Below are 18,358 nucleotides of genomic sequence, written 5' to 3'. Positions count from 1 at the left end.
GAGCTCGATCTCCTTGGCGATCGACACACCGTCATTGGTGATCGTCGGAGCGCCCCACTTCTTCTCCAACACCACATTGCGACCCTTGGGACCAAGGGTCACCTTCACGGCATCGGCGAGCTGATTCATCCCGCGCTCCAGACCCCGACGGGCCTCCTCATCGAACGCGATCATCTTTGCAGCCATAGGCTCCAGTCCTCCCGGAACAAGACGGCCTGATGGATCGAGCCGACGCCCGCGACGGACGACCTCCCCGACGACTGCCATTCCGCCGCCGGACTGAGGCCTCGTCGCCTCGATCCAGACTGTGGGATTGTCACTCTCCACAGTAGAGTGCCAACCGTTTTTTAGCACTCTACCCTGTCGAGTGCAAGCGGCAACCATCGTCACCAGGGGATACCTCGTCCACCATGCCAGACTTGCCCTGACCTGGGGCGGAACCGTCCGGTGCCCCGGAGGGCAGCATAGCCACCGAGTGCCCGGCCCGAGCCGCCACGTCGGCCGCCGGAACGCCGCCGTTCAGCCACAGCGTCAGGCGGGCATGCCGGAGGTCATACGGTCGCTTCGCGAGGGGCGTCTTGAGCTGGGCATCAGTGAGCACGAGCCCGCCGCCGCACGGATTCGTCGCTGACAGGGGCGAGCCGGTTCCCACCGCTGGGCACGGAACAGCCGCCTGTCTTCCGCCGTCCGAACCCTGCGACGTGCGTGAGGAGGATTGCCACCAGCTCCGGTGAGGCCGGGACCGGCCGCTTCGTGTCCTCGTCGCGTGCCTTGAGGCATCGCGGAGTCAAGAGGGCGGCGTGGGCGCCGGTCTCCAGCGGCGCGCGGCGCGCCGCGCATCGGCGCCGCCCCGGCTCGTCGCCCGGCTGACCGGCGGTCACGGGGGCGCGCCACCGCCCGGCAGAATAGGGCCATGACCTGGCGATTCTGGGGGGCTGGGCTGGAAGGGTGCGGTGCCCCGCCGCCGCTGGGGACGCGGTGGTCCGGTTCACGGGCGGCGATGTCGCTTTGCCTGGTCGCGCGTGCGCTGGAGCCAGGCCGTGGGATCGGCGTCGTACTCGCGGCAGGCGACCCGCCAGCACGCCAACTCTCGCGCGATGTGGGCGTCTGGATGGACGTAGCGCCCTCGGCCTCCATGGCCGATCATGTTCGGCGCCTCAGGTGTTGCGGTCATGTCGAAGCCGTGGAGCCGGAGCAAAGCGCTCCAGACCATCGGGTCCGTGACGGTCGCGTGCTCGCCCTCCACCCACTGGAGCGTCCAGGCGTGCACCGCTTCCCGAGTGGCCGACCCGGTCGTCAAGGCGATCCATCGGGCTTCCACCTCGGTCCGGGAGGGAGGGGCGATGCCGTCCATTGGCCAAGCTTCCCAGGCCGCTGGTCCCTCCGGTCTTCGCGTCGCCCTGGGACGACGCGAAGACCGGAGGTCACGCCCGCGGGATCAGGTGTCGTTGGCGGGCTGGGTGTAGGCGCGGCCGTCCAGGGTGGTCGTCAGCGTGCCCGTGGCCTGGAAGAAGTTGGTGAGGACGTCGATGGTCAGGTGGAACCCGTCGGGGCTGGACTTCTTGGTGCCGTGCACCCGGCCGTCCCGGCCCGTCTGGACGAGGTCGGAGTACCAGTCGACCTTGTTCAGGGTCGGGGTGGGGTTCTGGACCCCCACCTTCTCCGTGCCGTTGAGGATGCGGGCGCCGTCGTCGGAGTAGTTCGTGTAGCTGACGGCGACCGTGCTGATGATGGTGCGGCCGGCGTTCTCGGTGATGGTCACCTTGGCCGAGCCGGACTTCTTGCCCTTCAGGGTGTAGGTGCCCTGCGGCGGGTACGGCCGGGCCGGGGTCGGGCTGCCGGGGACGTACGGCGTGCCCCACGGAACGGTGTCCGAGATCGGGGCGACGGGCTTCGGCCGCAGCGGCGTGCGGCTGGTGAGGCGGGCGATCATCATGCGGGCGGTCCGTCCGCCGGGCGCGGTGGACGGCCGGCACGGGAGCGGGTTGTGGCCGCCGCAGGCGGGCGGGACGGTGAGCGCCTGCCAGTACACGATGCTCGTGCCGTCGGGCGACCACTTCGGATCCGCCCTGCCGTTCCACTCCGGGTCGTTCACGCTGCCGGGGCTGCCGTCGCCCGCCGCGTTGATCCGCTGGCCCTGGTAGGAGCCGCGGTCGCCGTACCGGTCGATGAGGTAGGGCTGGAAGAACCGCCGCTGCCCGTTGTTGCGCGTGGACGAGGTGGCGCTGGTGGTGATCAGGTCGGTGACGGGCGGGATGCCGCGCATGCCGGCCAGGAACATCTGGCGGTCGGTGCCGCGGGTGTCCATGACGGCCGTCCACCGGTCGTCGGGTGAGATGTCGACCGGGTCGACGTACTCGGGGTGGGCGGTGAGCCGGCGGACCTTGCCGGTCTTCAGGTCGGCGGCGAAGACGTCGATGTTGGACGACTCGCCCGGGTACCCGACGTAGGTGACCTCCCGGCCGCTGCCGGAGAAGCCGCGCAGTTCGCCGACCGTGATGGCCTCGGGGTTGATCCGCAGCCGGTCGGGGTGGCGGGGGTCGACGCTGACGGGCTGGGTGTCGGCCGGGTCGAACAGCCTGGTGACCTTGACCAGGTCGTAGCGCGGGGCCCGCGGCGTGCCCGTCTCGGGCGCGGGGTTGAACTTCAGGCGGGCCAGGTAGCCGTACTGGTTGAACTTCCCGTTGGTGACGGTGGCGACGTTGAAGCCCAGGTGGACGTTGTCGGGGTGCAGGCGGAGCTCGCGGATGCTCCCGCCCGGCCCGGAGCCGTCGGGGGTGACGTTCCAGCGGATGGGGTAGATGTGGGTCCGCTCAGGGGTGCACGCCTGGCTGGTGAGGCGGTGCGGGCCGCAGTCGATGATGTTCGTGCCGGCGAGCAGGCGCCTGCCGTCGTCGAAGGTCTGGGGGTAGTCCATCGCTTCGCTGCGGCCGACCGCGTTGCCGTCGGGCACCCCGCAGGTGACGCACTTCCAGGCGTCGCCGCCCGGGAAGGTCGTCCCGTCGGTCTTGACGATGATCAGCTGCCGGCCGGTGTAGACGCTCGCCGGGTCGGGCGCGGCGGGTGCGCCCGCGAAGTCCACGGTGGCGGTGACGTGCCTGCCGTCGGGCAGGAAGTCCCCCGACTGGAGGTCGACGGAGCGGCCGATGCATCCGGTCCGGTGCGGGTTGAGCGCGGGGGTGCACGCGCCTTCGCCGGTGGACGGCGTGACCGGGGGCAGCGGCAGCTCGGTGACCTTGATCGGTTCGGGCTTGGGAGCGGGCGGGCTGACGGGCCTGCCGTTGCCGGTGGCCGCCGCGGGCGCCGCGTCGACGGGCTGCCAGGCCGCGCCGCCGAGGGTCAGCGCGCCGGCCAGCAGCACGGCCGCCCAGCCCCGTGACCACCTGGTTCTTCGGCTCGTCATCGTCAGGTACGGCATGAGCACGTCCTCTCAAGGGGGGGTGGTGAGTGACCGCGGTCACACGGCGCGAGCCCAAAATAGAATCGCAATTCGGAATTCGCCTGTCAAGAACCCCGCTCTCGGTGGACGAGAACGCCATCCCGCCCAGTCCGGGCAGGGGGGAGCGCCCGGCGGGTACGCCGCTTCGCGATCCCGGTGATCTCGCGCGGACGTAGACTGCGCGCATGGAACTCAGAGACGCTGCGGGCATGCTCCTCGCGGAGTCGGCCGCCCATCCGGAGCTGCTCCGGCTCTCGCGGCACGCCTACGACGAGCTCGCCGCCGGACGCGCGGTCGACCACACCGTGCTGTCGGAGATGCTCCGCGAGGGCGCGCGCAAGGACGTCTACGGCGTGCTCAAGCGCAAGTACGGCGAGCAGGCCTTCGAGAACATGGTCATGGTGCTGGCCCGGGAGGTCGACCGGCAGGCTCCGGTCGTCGTCCGGCGCTGACCCCGGGCACGGCGAGGGCCCGGCTTCGGGGAAGAAGCCGGGTCCCGCGCGCTCGATCTATCGCCGGTCAGATGGTGCGCACGGACTCCGCCTGCGGACCCCGGTCGCTCTGCGTGATCTCGAATTCCACCCGCTGCCCCTGCTCGAGGCTGCGATAGCCGTCCATCTCGATGGCCGAGTAGTGGACGAACACGTCCCGGCCGCCGTCCACCGCGATGAAGCCGTAGCCCTTGTCCGCGTTGAACCACTTGACTGTGCCCTGCGCCATCAGCAAAACCCGCCGCTCGTCCGTGGCCCCCGGCCACGGTTGATGCTTCGGACCGACGCCCCTTCTACCGCGCGGCCCGGCGAAACCTCGACCGCGTCCCCACCGTTCTCGAAGGACCGTGACGGAGGTCGACGCGGCGTGATCGGGGTCGACCATATAGGCGCCGTGATAGGGACGACAGCCCTTATGACCGAAGACCGGACGGCCGGTAATGGTCACCGTGCGAGGCGCGTACGAGAGGGCGGACTTCCTCCTCCAGACGCCGGGATATCCGTATCCCGTAGCGGGTCTCCAGCCGGTCCCTGGCGCGTACGAATCGGTCGGCGGCCTCTTCCAGGGTGAGCGGAAGCGGCCGGATTCCCATCGGTTCGAGAAGGTGCCGGTTCATTGTGAGGAGTTCTCCACGGACGCGATCGGTCATTCCGTGGTAACGCTTGCTCACCAGCCACAGTGACCAGTCCCAGAAATGGGAATCGATCGCCGCGAGGGTGTCGGGACCGACCCGCCACGGCGGATTCCGGCTGCGCGCCACGTCCGCGAAGAGGAGATCGACCTTGACGGGGCCGGGAAAGATCAGCAGATAGGACTCGCAGTCGCCCAGCGGATCCCATTGGGCCGCGAGCGGACCGTGGGGCGCGACGATTCCGGGGAGATCGGCCGCCACTTCACCGAAGTCCTCGGCGACGACGCGGAAGTCCCAGTCGGACGCTTCGGTGGCGGTGCCGCGCGCCCGGGACCCGATGGGCTCGATCACGGCCACCCCGGGATGCGCCCCGACCGCTTCCGCGATGTCCTCCGCAACTCCCATGCCAACCCTTTACCCGGCCTAGCAGGACAAAAGCCCCCTTTCACGGGTGTTCTCGGAGAGCGACGACGATCGCCACCCGGGCACACCCGTGAAAAGGGGCCTCAGAAGTACGGCATTAGGGGCTTCCCGTTCGGGAGGCCCCCCCACCGGTCAGCCGCCGGCGACGGCCGGGATGATCGAGACCTGGGCGCCCTCGGGGGTCGGGGTGTCCAGCCCCTCGGCGAACCGCACGTCCTCGTCGCCCACGTACACGTTGACGAAGCGCCGGATCTTGCCGTTGTCGTCCAGGACGCGGGCCGCGATGCCGGGGTGGTTGGCCTCCAGGTCGGCCACCACCGCGCGCAGCGTGGCGCCCTCGGCCTTGACCTCGGCCTCGCCGCCGGTCAGGTTCCGGAGGATCGTCGGGATCCGCACGGACACGGTGCTCATTGCTGGCTCTCCAAGATGCTCTCTGGATCGGACAGGACCTACGACGACGGTACGGCGGGTCAGGCGAGACCCGAGGCGCGGAACGCCTCCAGCGACGGCGCGATGTTGGCGCTCGGCCCCACCTCGCCGGAGATGGCGTCCAGCGTCTTGAGCCCGTCACCGGAGTTGATGATGACGGTCTCGGCGGACGGGTCCAGCGCGCCGCTCTCCACCAGCTTGCGCAGCGTGGCCACGGTGACCCCGCCCGCGGTCTCGCCGAAGATGCCCTCGGTGCGGGCCAGCAGCCGGATGCCCTCGACCACCTGCGCGTCGGTGACGTCCTCGACCGCGCCGCCGGTGCGCCGGACCACGTCCAGCACGTAGGGGCCGTCGGCCGGGTTGCCGATCGCCAGCGACTTGGCGATCGTGGACGGCTTGACCGGCCGTACGACGTCGTGCCCGGCCTTGAACGCCGCGGACACCGGGTCGCAGCCGGCGGCCTGGGCGCCGAAGACCTTGTACGGCTTCTCCTCGACCAGCCCGAGCTTGATCAGCTCCTGGAACGCCTTGTCGATCTTGGTGAGCTGGGAGCCGGACGCCACCGGGACGACGATCTGGTCCGGGAGCCGCCAGCCGAGCTGCTCGGCGATCTCGTAGCCCAGGGTCTTGGAGCCCTCGGCGTAGTAGGGGCGCACGTTCACGTTGACGAACGCCCAGTCCTCCTGCTCGCCGGCGATCTCCGAGGCCAGCCGGTTGACGTCGTCGTAGTTGCCGTCCACGGTGATGAACGTGCCGGCGTACACCGCGGTGGTGATGATCTTCTGCTGTTCCAGGTCGGACGGCACGAACACCGCGCTGCGGATCCCGGCCCGGGCCGCCGCCGCGGCGACCGCGTTGGCGAGGTTGCCGGTGGACGGGCAGGCCAGCACCTTGAAGCCCAGCTCGCGGGCCGCCGCCAGCGCCACCGCGACCACGCGGTCCTTGAACGAGTGCGTCGGGTTGCCGCTGTCGTCCTTCACCCAGAGCCGCGACAGCCCCAGCGACTCGGCCAGCTGGTCGGCCCGGACCAGCCGGGTCAGGCCGGGCTCGGTGTTGGGCGTCTCGGCGACGTTGGACGGCACCGGCAGCAGCCCGCGGTAGCGCCAGATGTTGCGCGGCCCCGCCTCGATGCCCTCGCGGGTGACTCCCCCGAAGTCGTAGGAGATCTCCAGGGGGCCGAAACACTCCTCACAGGCGTAGAACGGGCCGAGCTCCCTGCTGTGCCCGCATTCGCGGCACGTCAGGGCGGTCGCTGGGCCGAGGTTCACGGAGGGGTCGCCGGAGCGGGCGGAGTTCGTGCTGGCAGGCGTGAGTGCCATGGAGCGAGGCCTTTCTCCCCATCTTCCCTGTGCCACCTTGGTCACAGGCCGGAGTTGGCACCATCTCCCGGTCGGCCCCGCAGGATCGCGAGCGCGTACGAACCAGGTGGTTGCCGGGGCTTCGCAGGGCCGGTCCCTCCACCCCTCTGGATGAGCGTTATGAAGTTGTGTGGGGCTGAGCTGGAAGACCGGCCCTTTGGCCACTGTGCTCCCTGCACCCCTCTGGTTGAGCGTTATGAAGTTGTGTGGGGCTGAGCTGGAAGACCGGCCCTTTGGCCACTGTGCTCCCTGCACCCCTCTGGATGAGCGTTATGAAGTTATGGGTTATGGATACACCAGAACCCCACCACCGACTGGGCGGTATCGGGTTCTCTGCGTGACTTTACATGATCTGACCGGTTGCCAGACAGGCGGGTCTCACCCGATGAGACGTTACCCGGCCTCGACCTTGATCATTCTTCTCTTTGACCTTGATCGCCCGTCCGGGGGGTCAGCCGACGGGGCGGCGGCCCCGGCGGAGGCGCGCCCGGTGGCGGCGGGCCGCCTCGGCCCGGGCGGCGGTCGTGGCCTCGCTCTGCGTCGGGTCGAGGAAGACGTGCCGGACGATCGGGAGGTCCTCCTGGAGCCGCCGGTCGATCTCGCCCGCGATGTCCTCGGCCTCGTCGGCGCTGATCTCGTCGGAGAAGTGCACCTTGGCGGCCACCAGCACCTCGTCCGGGCCGAAGTGCATGGTGAACAGCTCGTTCACGCCGGTCACGCCGGGCGCCGAGGCGATCTCGGCGCGGATCCGGCGCTGGGTCTCCGGCTCGACCGACTGCCCGATCAGCAGGTTGCGGCTGTCGCGGCCCAGCGCGAACGCCACCACGACCAGCAGCAGCCCGATCATGATGGAGGCGAGGCCGTCCCAGAACACCGAGCCGGTGATCTCGCGCAGCGCCAGCCCGGCGGCGGCGAACGTCAGGCCGATCATCGCGGCGGTGTCCTCGAACAGCGCCGCCTTGAACGTCACGTCCGGGGTCCGCCGCACGTGCTCCACCAGGTCCCGGCCGCTGTCCCTGGTCTCCCGGCGGGCCTGCACGTACGCCCGCAGCCAGGAGGTGCCCTCCAGCAGCGCCGCCAGTCCCAGCACGGTGAACGCCAGCCAGACGCTCTCCCCGCCGCCGGCCTCGTGGCCGGTGATTGTCAGGACGCCCTCGAAGATCGAGTAACCGGCCCCCGCGACGAAGATCCCGAACGCGGCCAGCAGCGACCAGAAGTAGCGCTCGTTGCCGTACCCGAACGGGTGGCGCCGGTCGGGCGGGCGCGCGCTGCGCCGCAGCGAGGCCAGCAGGAACCCCTGGTTGAGGGTGTCGGCGACCGAGTGCGCGCCCTCGGCCAGCATGGCGCTCGACCCGGACACGACTCCGGCGAGCAGCTTGGTGACGGCCAGGATGAGGTTGGCCGTCCCCGCGACGAGCACGGTTTTGGTGGTCTCGGACCTGCTCATCCGCGACCGGTACCCGACGGCGCGTCGGTTAACCGGCGGCCCGCGGCCTCCCGTGGCCGCCCGCCGAAGTACCCGGCGGGCGACATGGTGGTTTCCTCCGGGCCACTTTGATGGGCGCGGTTCGCAACTGAGACCCTGCCGGTATGAGCCAAGTGCTGGTGGCGTCGAACCGGGGTCCGGTGTCGTTCTCGCTGTCGGACGACGGTGCGCTGACCATGCGGCGCGGGGGCGGCGGGCTCGTGTCGGGGCTGGCCGGCGTGACGGAGGCGGGCACCGCGACGACCACGGACGGCGAGAAGGCCCCCGAGGTGCTGTGGGTGTGCGCGGCCCTCGGCGTGGGCGACCGCACCGCCTCGCGCCGCGCCCCGGACGGACGGCTCGACCTGGCCGGGCACGACGTGGGCCGCGCCGCCGTGCGGATGCTCGACATCCCCGCCGCGACCTTCGACCGCGCGTACAACGGCGTGGCCAACGCGACGCTGTGGTTCGTCCACCACCTGCTGTACGACACCCCCAGCGCGCCGCACTTCGACGCGAAGGCACGGCGCGACTGGCAGTCGTACGAGGCGTACAACGCGGCCTTCGCCGACGCCCTCGCCCGCGACGCCGCGCCCGGCGCCAAGGCCGCGATCCAGGACTACCACCTGTCGCTGGCCCCGCGGATGCTGCGCGACCGGCGGCCCGACCTGAGGATCGTGCACTTCTCGCACACCCCGTGGGCCCCGCCCGAGTACTACGGCCTGCTGCCCGACGGCATCGGCGAGCGGGTGCTGGACGGCATCCTGGGCGCCGACCACGCGGCGTTCCTGTGCGACCGGTGGGCGGAGGCGTTCCTGGACTGCTGCGCGGCGCGGCTGCCGGGCGTCAAGATCGACCGCGCCGCCCGTACGGTGACCCGCGGCGGCCGCACCACCACGATCGGCGTGCACGGCCTGGGCGTGGACGGTGAGTCGCTGCGGCGGCGGGCCGCCGAGCCGGACGTCGCAGCCCGTTCGCTGGCACTGCGCGAGCAGGTCGGCGACCGGAAGCTGATCGTGCGGATCGACCGGACCGAGCTGTCGAAGAACATCGTCCGGGGCCTGGCCGCGTACCGGGAGCTGCTGGTCGACCACCCCGAATGGCGGGGCCGGGTCGTGCACCTGGCGTTCGCCTACCCCTCCCGGTACGACCTTCCCGCGTACCGGGAGTACACGGCGGCGGTGCGGCGGACGGCCGCGCGGATCTCCGAGGAGTTCGGCACCCCATCCTGGGAGCCGCTGATCCTCCAGGTGAACGACGACTATCCGCGCTCGCTGGCGGCCTACGGCCTGGCGGACGTGCTGCTGGTCAACCCGATCCGCGACGGCATGAACCTGGTCGCCAAGGAGGGCCCGGTCGTGTCGGAGCGCGGCTGCGCGCTGGTGCTGTCACGGGAGGCGGGCGCGGCGGCCGAACTCGCCGGCGACGCGCTCATGGTCAACCCGTACGACGTGTCGCAGACCGCCGAGGCACTGCACCGGGCCCTCCTCATGCCGGGCGAGGAGCGCGCCGCGCGCTCCCGGCGCCTGGCGGACGCGGCGACCGCGCTTCCGCCGCAGCGCTGGTTCGCCGACCAGCTCGCCGCCCTCGACTGACCCCTCGCGCTACGCGAAGCGGTCGGGGACACGTGGGGCGGGTATGCGTGGGGCGGGGACGGCCGGTGCTTCTGGAGCGCGGGGCGCGGGCACGAGCGGCGCGGCGGCCGCCGGAGGCACCTGCGGGCCGGTGGCCGCGGGAAGCAGGCAGCGGACCGGGTTGGGTTCGCGGCGGCGCCGCCTGCGCTCCTGCAGGTCGGCCTTGCGGTGCGCCAGCCTCCGATGCGCGCTGATCTTCGTGAACGTGGCGAACTGCCTGGCGGACGGGCGGCACGCCTCGTCGCCGGGCTCGTAGCCGTACTCGGCGAGCCGCTCGCCGAACGCGGCCTCCGCCAGGCCCGCCTCCCACGGCTCCAGCCGTCCGGCCCAGGCGCCGACCCGGGCCGTGCCGACCGGCGACAGGGTCAGGTCGTGCCACACCTTCTGGCTCGGGACGACCCACGGCGCCGGGTCCTGCGGCTCGATCATCGCCGGGTGGAAGTCCTCGCCGAGGAACTCGCACAGGCTGGCCAGCTCCTCCACGGGGTCGGCGACGAGCCGCTCGTACTGCAGCTCGTAGTAGGCGTCGGGGCCGAGCCACGCGGCCAGCCCGCGGCCCGCGTCGATCGCCTCCCGCCACATCGCCACGGCGTGGTAGACGTCCTTCCGGAACCAGGGCATCTCCTTGAGCGAGGCCACGCAGTCCCGGCCGTCCCGGATGAGATGCACGAACTGGGCGTCCGGGAACAGCCGCAGCAGCGTGCCCGCGTACCGGACGTGGCCGGGCCGCTTGTCGCCCCAGCGCTGCCTGCCGAACCGGCGGGCGTACGCGCGGAACACGATGCCCAGCGCGGAGCCGAGCGTGGGCGGCCCCTCGACGATCTCCTCGGTCACCGCCGCCGCGTCCAGGCCGAGATCGCCGAACCGGCCCGCCTCCCGCCCGGTGATCCACTCCGCCAGCGCAAGCCTGTTGTCCCTGTCCTCCAGGTCACCGAACTCGCACCGCGCGGTGTAGGCCGCGAGCAGGAACCGGTTCTCCGCCGGGATCGCGATCCGCGGATGGGAGTGCAGCATCAGCTGGAGCAGCGTGGTTCCGGATCGGGGACATCCGATGACGAACACCGGCCGGTCGGACGGGCCGTCCAGGCCGAGGCCGCCCGGGAACGGATCGTCCAGGCCCAGGCTGCTCATGCCTGCCGTGGTTGAGGAGAGCATGAACGCATGCTGGCGGACGCCCCGGCACCCCGTCCGCCGCCTGGCAGACGGTTGCCCGGGACTTGCCGTTGCTTGACGCCCCGGCCCCGGCCCGTACCGCTCCCTCAGCCGCCCCTCAGGTGTAGGACTCGCCCAAGGTCTGCCGCACCTGCTTGCGCGCCTCGTGGATCCGCGACTTGACCGTGCCGAGCGGCAGCTTGAGCTGCTCGGCGATCTCCGCGTACTCCAGCTGGGAGACGTCGCGCAGCACCAGCGCCTGGATCAGGTCCGGCTTGCGGGCCTCCAGGTCCTCCATGGCGTCCAGGATGTCGACGCGGGAACCCGCGATGACGCTGGTACGGCGCGGGTCGGGGCGCTGCTGGGGCAGCTCGCCCGCCTGCTCCACCGACCGCCGCTTCAGCGAGCGGTACGTGGAACGGGCCGAGTTCGCCACCACGACGTGCAGCCAGGTGGAGAACCTGGACCGCCCCTCGAAGCGGTGGATGTTGCGCGCCACCTGCAGCAGCGCGTCCTGGCAGGCCTCCTCGGCGTCCTGCCGGCAGGGCAGGAAGCGCGAGCTGTGCCGCAGCACGTCCGGCTGGATCTTGCCGAGCAGCTCGTTGAGGGCCGCCTGGTCTCCCTGGGCGGCCTTGACGGCCAGCTCCTCGGTCCTCTCATCGAATGCCATCGCCGCGCCCCATGCTCGTTCGCACACACTCCCCGTTTGTTGGGCATGATACGGGAGTGTCCTTCCCTCCTACGGTCGGCCGTTACCGAATCGATCGCGTCCTCGGCTCGGGGGCGTTCGCCTCGGTGTGGCTGGGCCACGACGACGCCCTCGACTCCCACGTCGCGATCAAGGTGCTGTCCGGAAGCCTGATCGACGACCTCGACGTGCGCAATCGCTTCCTGGAGGAGGCGCGGATCCTCCGCCGCGCGGACTCGGCGCGGCTCGTGCGGGTGCACGACATCGGCGAACTGCCGGACGGACGGCCCTACTTCGTCATGTCGTACGCCGACCGCGGGACACTGGCCGACCGGATGCGAGAACGGCCACTTCCGGTCGCCCAGGCCCTTGCGCTCGCCGAGGAGATCGCCTACGGGGTCGAGGTGATCAACACCCTCGGGGTGATCCACCGTGACCTCAAGCCGTCCAACGTGCTGTTCCAGTCGGCTCCGGACGGCGGGGAGCGGCTCCTGATCGCCGATCTCGGGCTGGCCAAGGCGCTCGCGCACGCCTCGGGCGCGTTCACCCTCCCGGTCGGCACCCCCGGGTACATGTCGCCCGAGCAGGCGCGGTTCGGGGGCGGTCTGGACGTGCGGGCCGACGTGTACGGCCTGGGGGCGCTCACCTACCACATGCTCACCGGCCGTCCGCCGGGGCCGCCGCCGGTACGGGTCGCGCCGAGTTCGCTGCGGGAGGATCTGCCGCCCGCGTTCGACCAGGTCGTCCTGCGGGCGCTCGAAGTCGAGCGTGAGAAGCGCTGGCCTACCGCCGAGGCGTTCGCGGAGGCCCTGTCGACGCTGCGGCCGACCGTGACGCCCTCCGCCTCGCAGCCGATCCGGCCCACGCCCCCGCCCCCGCCCGTGGAGCCAGAGGCGCCGCAGACGATTCAGGACCAGTTCTACCCGCCTTCCTACTCGCAGGGGCCGAGCCAGGGGCCGCCCCCGCCGCCGACCGGCCATGGTCGTCCCGGCCCTCCGCCTCCGCCGCAGCAGGGGCAGGGTTACCAGCAGCCTCCCCCGTCCCAGCCTCCCGGGTATCCCGCCCCGGAGCCGCCCACGCGCGAGGACGCCCCGAGGTCGGAGGATTCGCTCCGTACCTCGGAGATGTCGCCCCCGCCGAGCCAGAGCCAGAACCCGAGGACGTTCGTCGACGACCAGGACCAGACGGTCGTCGACCACCCGAGCAGCCAGTACCGCCAGCCCCCTCCCCCTTCGCAGGGAGACGTGGACGACGGCCGTACGGTCTCGCTCCCCATGCCGCAGCCCCCGCATGGACCCCAAGGCCCCCAGGGGCCGCAGGGACCGCAGCCGCCGGAGGACGGGAAGACCGCGGTCTTCCCCGTTCAGGGCCCCACGGGCGGCCCTCCCCAGGGGCAGGGTCCTGGCCCCGGTCCTGGCCCCGGTCCTGGGCCTGTGCAGGGGCCGCTTCCCACGGGGTTCCAGCCTCCTCCGCCGCAGGGCGGCACGCCGTCCGAGGGCGGCCTGAAGGGACGGCTCAAGAAGATCGGCCTGCCCGGGCGTCCCGGCGGCACCGCGGGGCCGGGCGGCAAGAAGAACAGGGCGCCGCTGATCATCGGCGCGGTGGTGCTGGCGATCGCCCTGGTCGGCGGGCTGGCGCTCGGCACGGTGCTGAACGGGGAGGACAAGCCGACGGGGCCGGAGAAGCCGGCCGTGCCGAAGGACTTCGTCCAGCTCGCCGACGCCAGCGGCAAGATCAGGGCGGCGGTGCCGAAGGTCTGGCCGCGCGGGCAGGAGTCCACCTGGCCCCCGTCGACCGTCGGGCTGGCCGACCAGCAGCCCCGGCCGGTGCTCCGCGCCACCCCGAGCGTCCAGGGGTTCGTGGGCGACGGCAAGACCCCCGGCGTCTTCATCGGCCTCACCACCGACCTGACCGCCGGCAAGCTGCCGCCGCCGAGCGCGACCCGCCACGGCACCTGCACCAAGGGGACCCCGGAGAACTACACCTCCCCCGACAAGGCGCTGACCGGCACGATCACCCGGTACACCGGCTGCCAGGCCGGTACCCCGACGGTCGTGGAGGTCGGGCTGCGCGACAAGAGCGGCAAGTTCGGGGCGTGGGTCCGGGTCAAGGAGACCGACAACCGGAACGCCACCAAGGACATCCTGGACAACCTCAAGCTCGCCGCTCCCTGATCGAGCCTCGCACCGCTCCCTGATCGCGTCTCGCCGCGGGCAGCGGGGTCGAGCGCTGCTCCCCTGCTGATCGTCCGGCCTGCGGTGTGCCCTGCGCGCACACTGCGCCGCACACCGCCCTCTGCCACCGCATGCTGTCCGCTGTGCGCCCTCTCACGCCCTCTCCCCGTCTCGGAGTTGCATCGCGAGCGTTCACCGATATATCGTTAATGCATCGCAACCGATCAGATCAGAGGAGACTGCGATGAGACACGCACGATTCATCACCTCGGAGGAGCGGCCCCGCCGCGGCGACCCGTTCGGCCCCTGGGGCGGCGGGCCCGGCTTCGGCCACCACGGCGGCCGGGGACGCGGCGGCCGCGGCCGGCGCACCCGGCGCGGCAACGTCCGGGCCGCGCTGCTGGCCCTCCTGGCCGAGCGGCCCATGCACGGCTACGAGATGATCCAGGAACTCGACGAGCGCACCGGCGGCGTCTGGCGTCCGAGCCCCGGCTCGGTCTACCCGACGCTCCAGATGCTGGAGGACGAGGGCCGGGTCACCAGCCAGGAGCAGGGCGGCAAGCGGCTGTTCGCGCTGAGCGAGAGCGGCCGCGAGGAGGTCGCCGCGCAGCCCGCCGCGCCCTGGGAGGAGGTCACCGAGGCCGCGGGCGAGAACGCGCTGCGCGGACGCGAGGCCGTGGGGCAGCTGATGGGAGCCCTGCACCAGGTCATGAGCGTCGGCAGCGAGAGCCAGAAGGCCCGCGCGCTGGACGTCGTCAACGACGCCCGCCGCCGGCTGTACGGCATCCTCGCCGACGACCCCGAAGCCGAGTGATCACCTCGCGCCGGGCCGCCGGGCCCGGCGTCCACCGGGGACTCGACGCGCGAAGGGCCCGGGCCATGCGGCCCGGGCCCTTCCGTGCTCGTTCGCGGAGCGCGGGCGGCGGTCAGCGCGGGAAGGGCGCCTCCTTGGCCAGCCGGTCCGCCATGTAGAGCTGCTTCCAGATGTAGAGGCGCAGGTCGGACCGCCTGATCCCCTTGGCGACCGGCACGTCCACCGTCGCCCGTACGAGATAGGACGCTCCGGGCGGCATGTACCTGTCGCCGCCGTCGCCCGGCTCCAGCCGCCCGCCGGAGAGCGTCCGGACGACCTCGCTCCTGATCGGCGGCGTGCACATGGTCTCGGGCACCCCGGCCTGCCACATGCAGCGGCCGCGGGCCTGCGGCGCCACCAGGGCGCGGCGGAGGAAGACGTCGCCGGGGAAGTCCAGCAGCACCCGCTGCCGCGACGGGTTGGTCAGCACGTAGTCGATGTACGGGGAGGACGCGCGCACCGGCGCCGAGGACTGCTGGGGCGCCACGCCGCCATCGTCGGCGCCCGCCGTGACGGCCGCGATCCGGTACCGGGACCCGTCGGCGGTGCCGACCTCGACCGGCGTGCCCGTGCGCGGCGGCCGTCCCTTGGAACCGGTGCCCGGAGCGGTGCCCGAGCCGGTTCCGGAGGTGCCGCCGACCGACTGCGGCTCCGGCCTGACCTCCACGCCCGTCGACCTGGGCAGCAGCACGATCGCGCCGGCGACCAGCGCGGCGGCGGCGATGCCCGACACCAGTCCGGCGACCGCGAACGTCTTGCGCCGCCGCCTCCGCGGGCGGGGCCCCGGCCCGGGCCCGGGGTCGCCCGGCCACCCCGGGGGCGGCTGCCGCGGTGGGACGGCGGGAGCATGGTCACGCGAACGGTCGCGGCCGCGGTTCTTCTGGCCGCGTCCTCCGCGCGTGCCCAGGCGCACCTGGACGCCGCTGGTCTCGCGGGCGCCGAGCGCGCTGGACGGGCGGGCGCGCCGCGCGGGAGGGACGGGCGGTGTCACCCGCCGCTGGTCAGGGCCTCGCGGCCGACGGCGCGGATCTTCAGGCAGGCTCGGCGTTCCCGGCTCCGTGTCCACCTCACGCTCCTCTTCCTCTCCCCCCGACAGCGCACAGTCTTGCGCAGTCAGCACTCTTCACCTGCACGACCCCCCGAAGTAACGCAAAAAACGCCAATCGCACATTTCACTCTTGTGCGGATCCGACAAATCCACCGGGCGGGCGTCAGGGGTAGAGAGCGGGCGGTGCTCAGGCGGGGAGGAGCGTCCCCAGGAGGCCGACCACCCCGGCGGGGCCGTCGACCACGAGGTCGGCGCGTTCGGCCAGGGCGGTCACCTCGGCCGAGCCGCTGCAGACCTTGACCCCGGGCACCCCCTCGGCACGGTAGGCGTCGACGGCGTCGTACGCGGCCAGATCGCCCAGGTCGTCCCCGGCGAACAGCACCGCGGACGGGCCGCCGCCCCCGGGCCGCAGCCCGTCGACGAAGTCGCGCAGCGCCCTGCCCTTGTCCATGCCGGGCGGCCGCAACTCCAGGACGAACCGGCCGGGCTCCACCACCAGACCGGCACGCTCGGCCAGCGCGTCCAGGAGGCCGCGGAGGCGTTCGAGCGCGACCTGGGGCTCGGCGCACCGGCGGGTGTGCACGGCCAGCGCCTGCCCCTTGTCCTCGACGAAGACCTCGGCGGGCGCGCCGGACGCCTTCAGGATCTCGGGCACCTTGGCGCGGGCCTCGGCCACGCCGGGCGGGGGCTCGGGCACGGTCAGCTCGCCCGACTCCCAGCGTTCCAGGCCGTACTGGCCGAGCACCACGAGCCCGTCGATGCCCGCGAACCCGCCGTACTCCACCGCCACGGCGGCGGGCCGGCCGGTGATGATGACCAGCGCGCCGACGCGCGGCGCCAGGCCGGCCAGGGCGGGGGCCGCCTCGGGGTGGGCGCGGGCCGCGGCCGGATCGTCCACGATCGGCGCGAGCGTGCCGTCGAAGTCGAAACCGAGCACGGCCCGGGCCGGGTCGTCACGGAGGGCGTCGAGGCCGGCGGCACCGGCGGCCGTGAGGGGATGCGAAGGGTTCACATGACCAGTGTTGGTCACGTCAGGGCCGGATGCCGAGGCGGCGCGCGGCACGTTGCCGCTGTCGCTGCGAGCGCATCCGGCGCAGGCGCTTGACCAGCATCGGGTCGTGCTCGAGCGCCTCGGGCCGGTCGATGAGGATGTTGAGCAGCTGGTAGTACCGCGTCGCCGACATGTCGAACAGCTCGCGGATCGCCTGCTCCTTGGCGCCGGCGTACTTCCACCACTGACGCTCGAAGGCGAGGATCTGGCGGTCGCGCTCGGACAGCAGATCGGCCGGGAAGGCTTCGTCGGCTTCCAGACCTTCGGTCACCGGTTCCAGGGCTGAGCCATCGTTCATGCTTCCGTCCTGCCGGGGACTCTCTCCGGGGCCTGGCGCCTCCCTCATTGAGGTCCCCTCTGTGGTCACTAATCCCGGGTCGTCCGGGTTCGGCGGTGCCATGCTACGCGTCCCCGCCGGCATCGTCCGGCGTTCGCGCGGAACGGGCAGGGCCGTCCCCGAGAAGGGGTGTAACGCTTCCGGAAGGACGGGAACCAGGGAAGTGCGGGGTCCGTTTGAACACATGCAGGCTACATGCGTCATGCTGGGTACAACACGGGCGACGAACGCGCGGTGAACGGGAGACCATGGGAACGACCAGGGAGAACAGCTCGGCGGACGCCTTGCCCGCGGAGTTCTCCGACCCCGCCGGGCAGGCGCCCGACCCGGTGACCGACATCTCCATCGCGCTGTTCCATCTCAGGCGCGTCTGGGTCAAGCCCGATCTGATGAAACGGATCCGGGCGCAGACCTCCGCCGGTCCGGGCGGCCGGCCGCTGCAGCAGTCCAACCTCATGGTGGTGCACGCGGTCGCCGCGCTGAACGCCGCCGCGGCCGGCCCCGGCGACGAGGTCACCGTGGGCGCGGTCGCCGAGCGCCTGGAGATCGACCCGTCCACGGCCAGCCGGCTGGTCGGGCACGCCATCGACGCGGGCCTGGTGTCGCGGCGCCCGTCCCCCGTCGACGCGCGCCGCGCCAACCTCGGCCTGACCGACGCGGGCGTGCGGGTCAAGCAGGTCGCCGACCGGTTCCGCCGCGCCTACCTCGCGGAGCTGATGGCCGACTGGAGCCCCGAGGAGCGCGCCGGCTTCGCCCGCCTGCTGACCCGGTTCGCCGACGCCGCGGCGCAGGCGCCGATGGACCCCGACAGCGTCGACAAGATCTTCAGAGAGGCCATCGCCGACTGAGCCGCCCGGGTCATGTCCCGTAGCGGAGGGCCGACAGGCGGGCCTGGTACTCCTCCTCGTCGATCTCGCCGCGGGCGAAGCGCTCGGCCAGCACCGAACGGGCCCGCGTCATCGGGTCGGACGCGGCGGCCGCCGCCGCGGCGTTCGCGGTGATCCGGCGGCGCACCAGGTAGAACACCCCGATCGCCACGGCCACCCAGAACAGCCCGAAGGTGATCGGGAACACCGGCCACCAGGCGGGGGCGTCGGCCGCCCCGCCCTCGTGCCACGGCCCCGGACCCGGGCCGGGGTGGACCTGCGCCGCCAGCGCCGTCAGCGTCGTCATCATGGTCATCG

Annotated in this window: 19 protein-coding genes and 1 riboswitch; of the genes, 5 read left to right on the top strand and 14 right to left on the bottom strand. The window is 72.1% G+C overall.

Annotation, left to right across the window (positions count from 1 at the left end):
- The 3 genes from ACFPZN_RS42370 to ACFPZN_RS42360 form a co-directional block, all read right to left on the bottom strand.
- Positions 1–186 (bottom strand): TCP-1/cpn60 chaperonin family protein (locus tag ACFPZN_RS42370; RefSeq protein WP_378288253.1); only part of this gene is annotated, 186 nt, incomplete at its 3' end.
- Between the two features lie 802 nt (positions 187–988).
- On the bottom strand, positions 989–1,354 hold the full coding sequence (locus ACFPZN_RS42365; protein WP_378288252.1) for a hypothetical protein: 366 nt from the start codon (positions 1,352–1,354) through the stop codon (positions 989–991).
- Positions 1,355–1,438: 84 nt separating this feature from the next.
- Positions 1,439–3,418 (bottom strand): TolB family protein, encoded by a 1,980-nt coding sequence (locus tag ACFPZN_RS42360; protein WP_378288251.1) that lies wholly within the window; start codon positions 3,416–3,418, stop codon positions 1,439–1,441.
- Positions 3,419–3,624: 206 nt separating this feature from the next.
- On the opposite strand from ACFPZN_RS42360, the gene ACFPZN_RS42355 reads away from it, so the two are divergent.
- Positions 3,625–3,891, top strand: a complete 267-nt coding sequence (locus ACFPZN_RS42355; protein ID WP_378288250.1) for a hypothetical protein — start codon at positions 3,625–3,627, stop codon at positions 3,889–3,891.
- Positions 3,892–3,958: 67 nt separating this feature from the next.
- On the opposite strand, the gene ACFPZN_RS42350 is transcribed toward ACFPZN_RS42355, so the two are convergent.
- From ACFPZN_RS42350 to ACFPZN_RS42330, 5 genes are all read right to left on the bottom strand, one after another.
- Complete coding sequence (locus ACFPZN_RS42350; RefSeq protein ID WP_378288249.1) at positions 3,959–4,159, bottom strand: cold-shock protein; 201 nt, start codon at positions 4,157–4,159, stop codon at positions 3,959–3,961.
- Between the two features lie 184 nt (positions 4,160–4,343).
- Complete coding sequence (locus ACFPZN_RS42345; RefSeq protein WP_378288248.1) at positions 4,344–4,913, bottom strand: hypothetical protein; 570 nt, start codon at positions 4,911–4,913, stop codon at positions 4,344–4,346.
- A 204-nt stretch (positions 4,914–5,117) separates the two neighbouring features.
- Positions 5,118–5,396, bottom strand: coding sequence for a MoaD/ThiS family protein (locus tag ACFPZN_RS42340; protein WP_378288247.1), 279 nt, complete (start codon positions 5,394–5,396; stop codon positions 5,118–5,120).
- A 59-nt stretch (positions 5,397–5,455) separates the two neighbouring features.
- Positions 5,456–6,733 (bottom strand): threonine synthase, encoded by a 1,278-nt coding sequence (gene thrC, locus ACFPZN_RS42335; RefSeq protein WP_378288246.1) that lies wholly within the window; start codon positions 6,731–6,733, stop codon positions 5,456–5,458.
- 15 nt (positions 6,734–6,748) lie between these two features.
- A riboswitch (SAM riboswitch) is annotated at positions 6,749–6,890 on the bottom strand.
- A gap of 333 nt (positions 6,891–7,223) precedes the next feature.
- Positions 7,224–8,219: a cation diffusion facilitator family transporter gene (locus ACFPZN_RS42330; RefSeq protein WP_378288245.1), complete on the bottom strand. Its 996-nt coding sequence runs from the start codon at positions 8,217–8,219 to the stop codon at positions 7,224–7,226.
- Positions 8,220–8,362: 143 nt separating this feature from the next.
- On the opposite strand from ACFPZN_RS42330, the gene ACFPZN_RS42325 reads away from it, so the two are divergent.
- Positions 8,363–9,832 (top strand): alpha,alpha-trehalose-phosphate synthase (UDP-forming), encoded by a 1,470-nt coding sequence (locus ACFPZN_RS42325; RefSeq protein ID WP_378288244.1) that lies wholly within the window; start codon positions 8,363–8,365, stop codon positions 9,830–9,832.
- Positions 9,833–9,841: 9 nt separating this feature from the next.
- Here the strand turns inward: ACFPZN_RS42325 and ACFPZN_RS42320 are convergent, their stop codons facing one another.
- Positions 9,842–11,002 carry a sulfotransferase family protein gene (locus ACFPZN_RS42320; RefSeq protein WP_378288243.1) on the bottom strand — a complete coding sequence of 387 codons (1,161 nt, stop codon included), beginning with the start codon at positions 11,000–11,002 and terminating at the stop codon, positions 9,842–9,844.
- A gap of 139 nt (positions 11,003–11,141) precedes the next feature.
- Positions 11,142–11,693: an RNA polymerase sigma factor gene (locus ACFPZN_RS42315; protein WP_197015461.1), complete on the bottom strand. Its 552-nt coding sequence runs from the start codon at positions 11,691–11,693 to the stop codon at positions 11,142–11,144.
- 56 nt (positions 11,694–11,749) lie between these two features.
- On the opposite strand from ACFPZN_RS42315, the gene ACFPZN_RS42310 reads away from it, so the two are divergent.
- A complete protein-coding gene (locus ACFPZN_RS42310; RefSeq protein ID WP_378288242.1) occupies positions 11,750–13,885 on the top strand; it encodes a serine/threonine-protein kinase in 2,136 nt (711 codons plus the stop codon).
- A gap of 244 nt (positions 13,886–14,129) precedes the next feature.
- Positions 14,130–14,699, top strand: a complete 570-nt coding sequence (locus ACFPZN_RS42305; RefSeq protein ID WP_378288241.1) for a PadR family transcriptional regulator — start codon at positions 14,130–14,132, stop codon at positions 14,697–14,699.
- A gap of 112 nt (positions 14,700–14,811) precedes the next feature.
- Here the strand turns inward: ACFPZN_RS42305 and ACFPZN_RS42300 are convergent, their stop codons facing one another.
- The 3 genes from ACFPZN_RS42300 to ACFPZN_RS42290 all read right to left on the bottom strand — a co-directional run bounded on the left by ACFPZN_RS42300 (position 14,812) and on the right by ACFPZN_RS42290 (position 17,135).
- Positions 14,812–15,729 (bottom strand): hypothetical protein, encoded by a 918-nt coding sequence (locus tag ACFPZN_RS42300; RefSeq protein WP_378288240.1) that lies wholly within the window; start codon positions 15,727–15,729, stop codon positions 14,812–14,814.
- Between the two features lie 244 nt (positions 15,730–15,973).
- Complete coding sequence (otsB, locus tag ACFPZN_RS42295) at positions 15,974–16,798, bottom strand: trehalose-phosphatase (protein WP_378288239.1); 825 nt, start codon at positions 16,796–16,798, stop codon at positions 15,974–15,976.
- 19 nt (positions 16,799–16,817) lie between these two features.
- Positions 16,818–17,135 (bottom strand): DUF3263 domain-containing protein, encoded by a 318-nt coding sequence (locus ACFPZN_RS42290; protein WP_378288238.1) that lies wholly within the window; start codon positions 17,133–17,135, stop codon positions 16,818–16,820.
- A gap of 287 nt (positions 17,136–17,422) precedes the next feature.
- Here ACFPZN_RS42290 and ACFPZN_RS42285 point away from each other — a divergent pair, with 287 nt between their 5' ends.
- Positions 17,423–18,022 (top strand): MarR family winged helix-turn-helix transcriptional regulator, encoded by a 600-nt coding sequence (locus ACFPZN_RS42285; RefSeq protein WP_378288237.1) that lies wholly within the window; start codon positions 17,423–17,425, stop codon positions 18,020–18,022.
- Between the two features lie 10 nt (positions 18,023–18,032).
- Here the strand turns inward: ACFPZN_RS42285 and ACFPZN_RS42280 are convergent, their stop codons facing one another.
- A complete protein-coding gene (locus ACFPZN_RS42280; RefSeq protein ID WP_378288236.1) occupies positions 18,033–18,356 on the bottom strand; it encodes an SHOCT domain-containing protein in 324 nt (107 codons plus the stop codon).
- Between the last annotated feature and the right edge of the window lie 2 nt (positions 18,357–18,358).

It is taken from the genome of Actinomadura rugatobispora (assembly GCF_042656285.1).
Classification (GTDB): domain Bacteria; phylum Actinomycetota; class Actinomycetes; order Streptosporangiales; family Streptosporangiaceae; genus Spirillospora; species Spirillospora rugatobispora.
The sequence above is the reverse complement of the archived record's forward strand: the minus strand, read 5'-3'. Positions and strand labels throughout refer to the sequence as shown.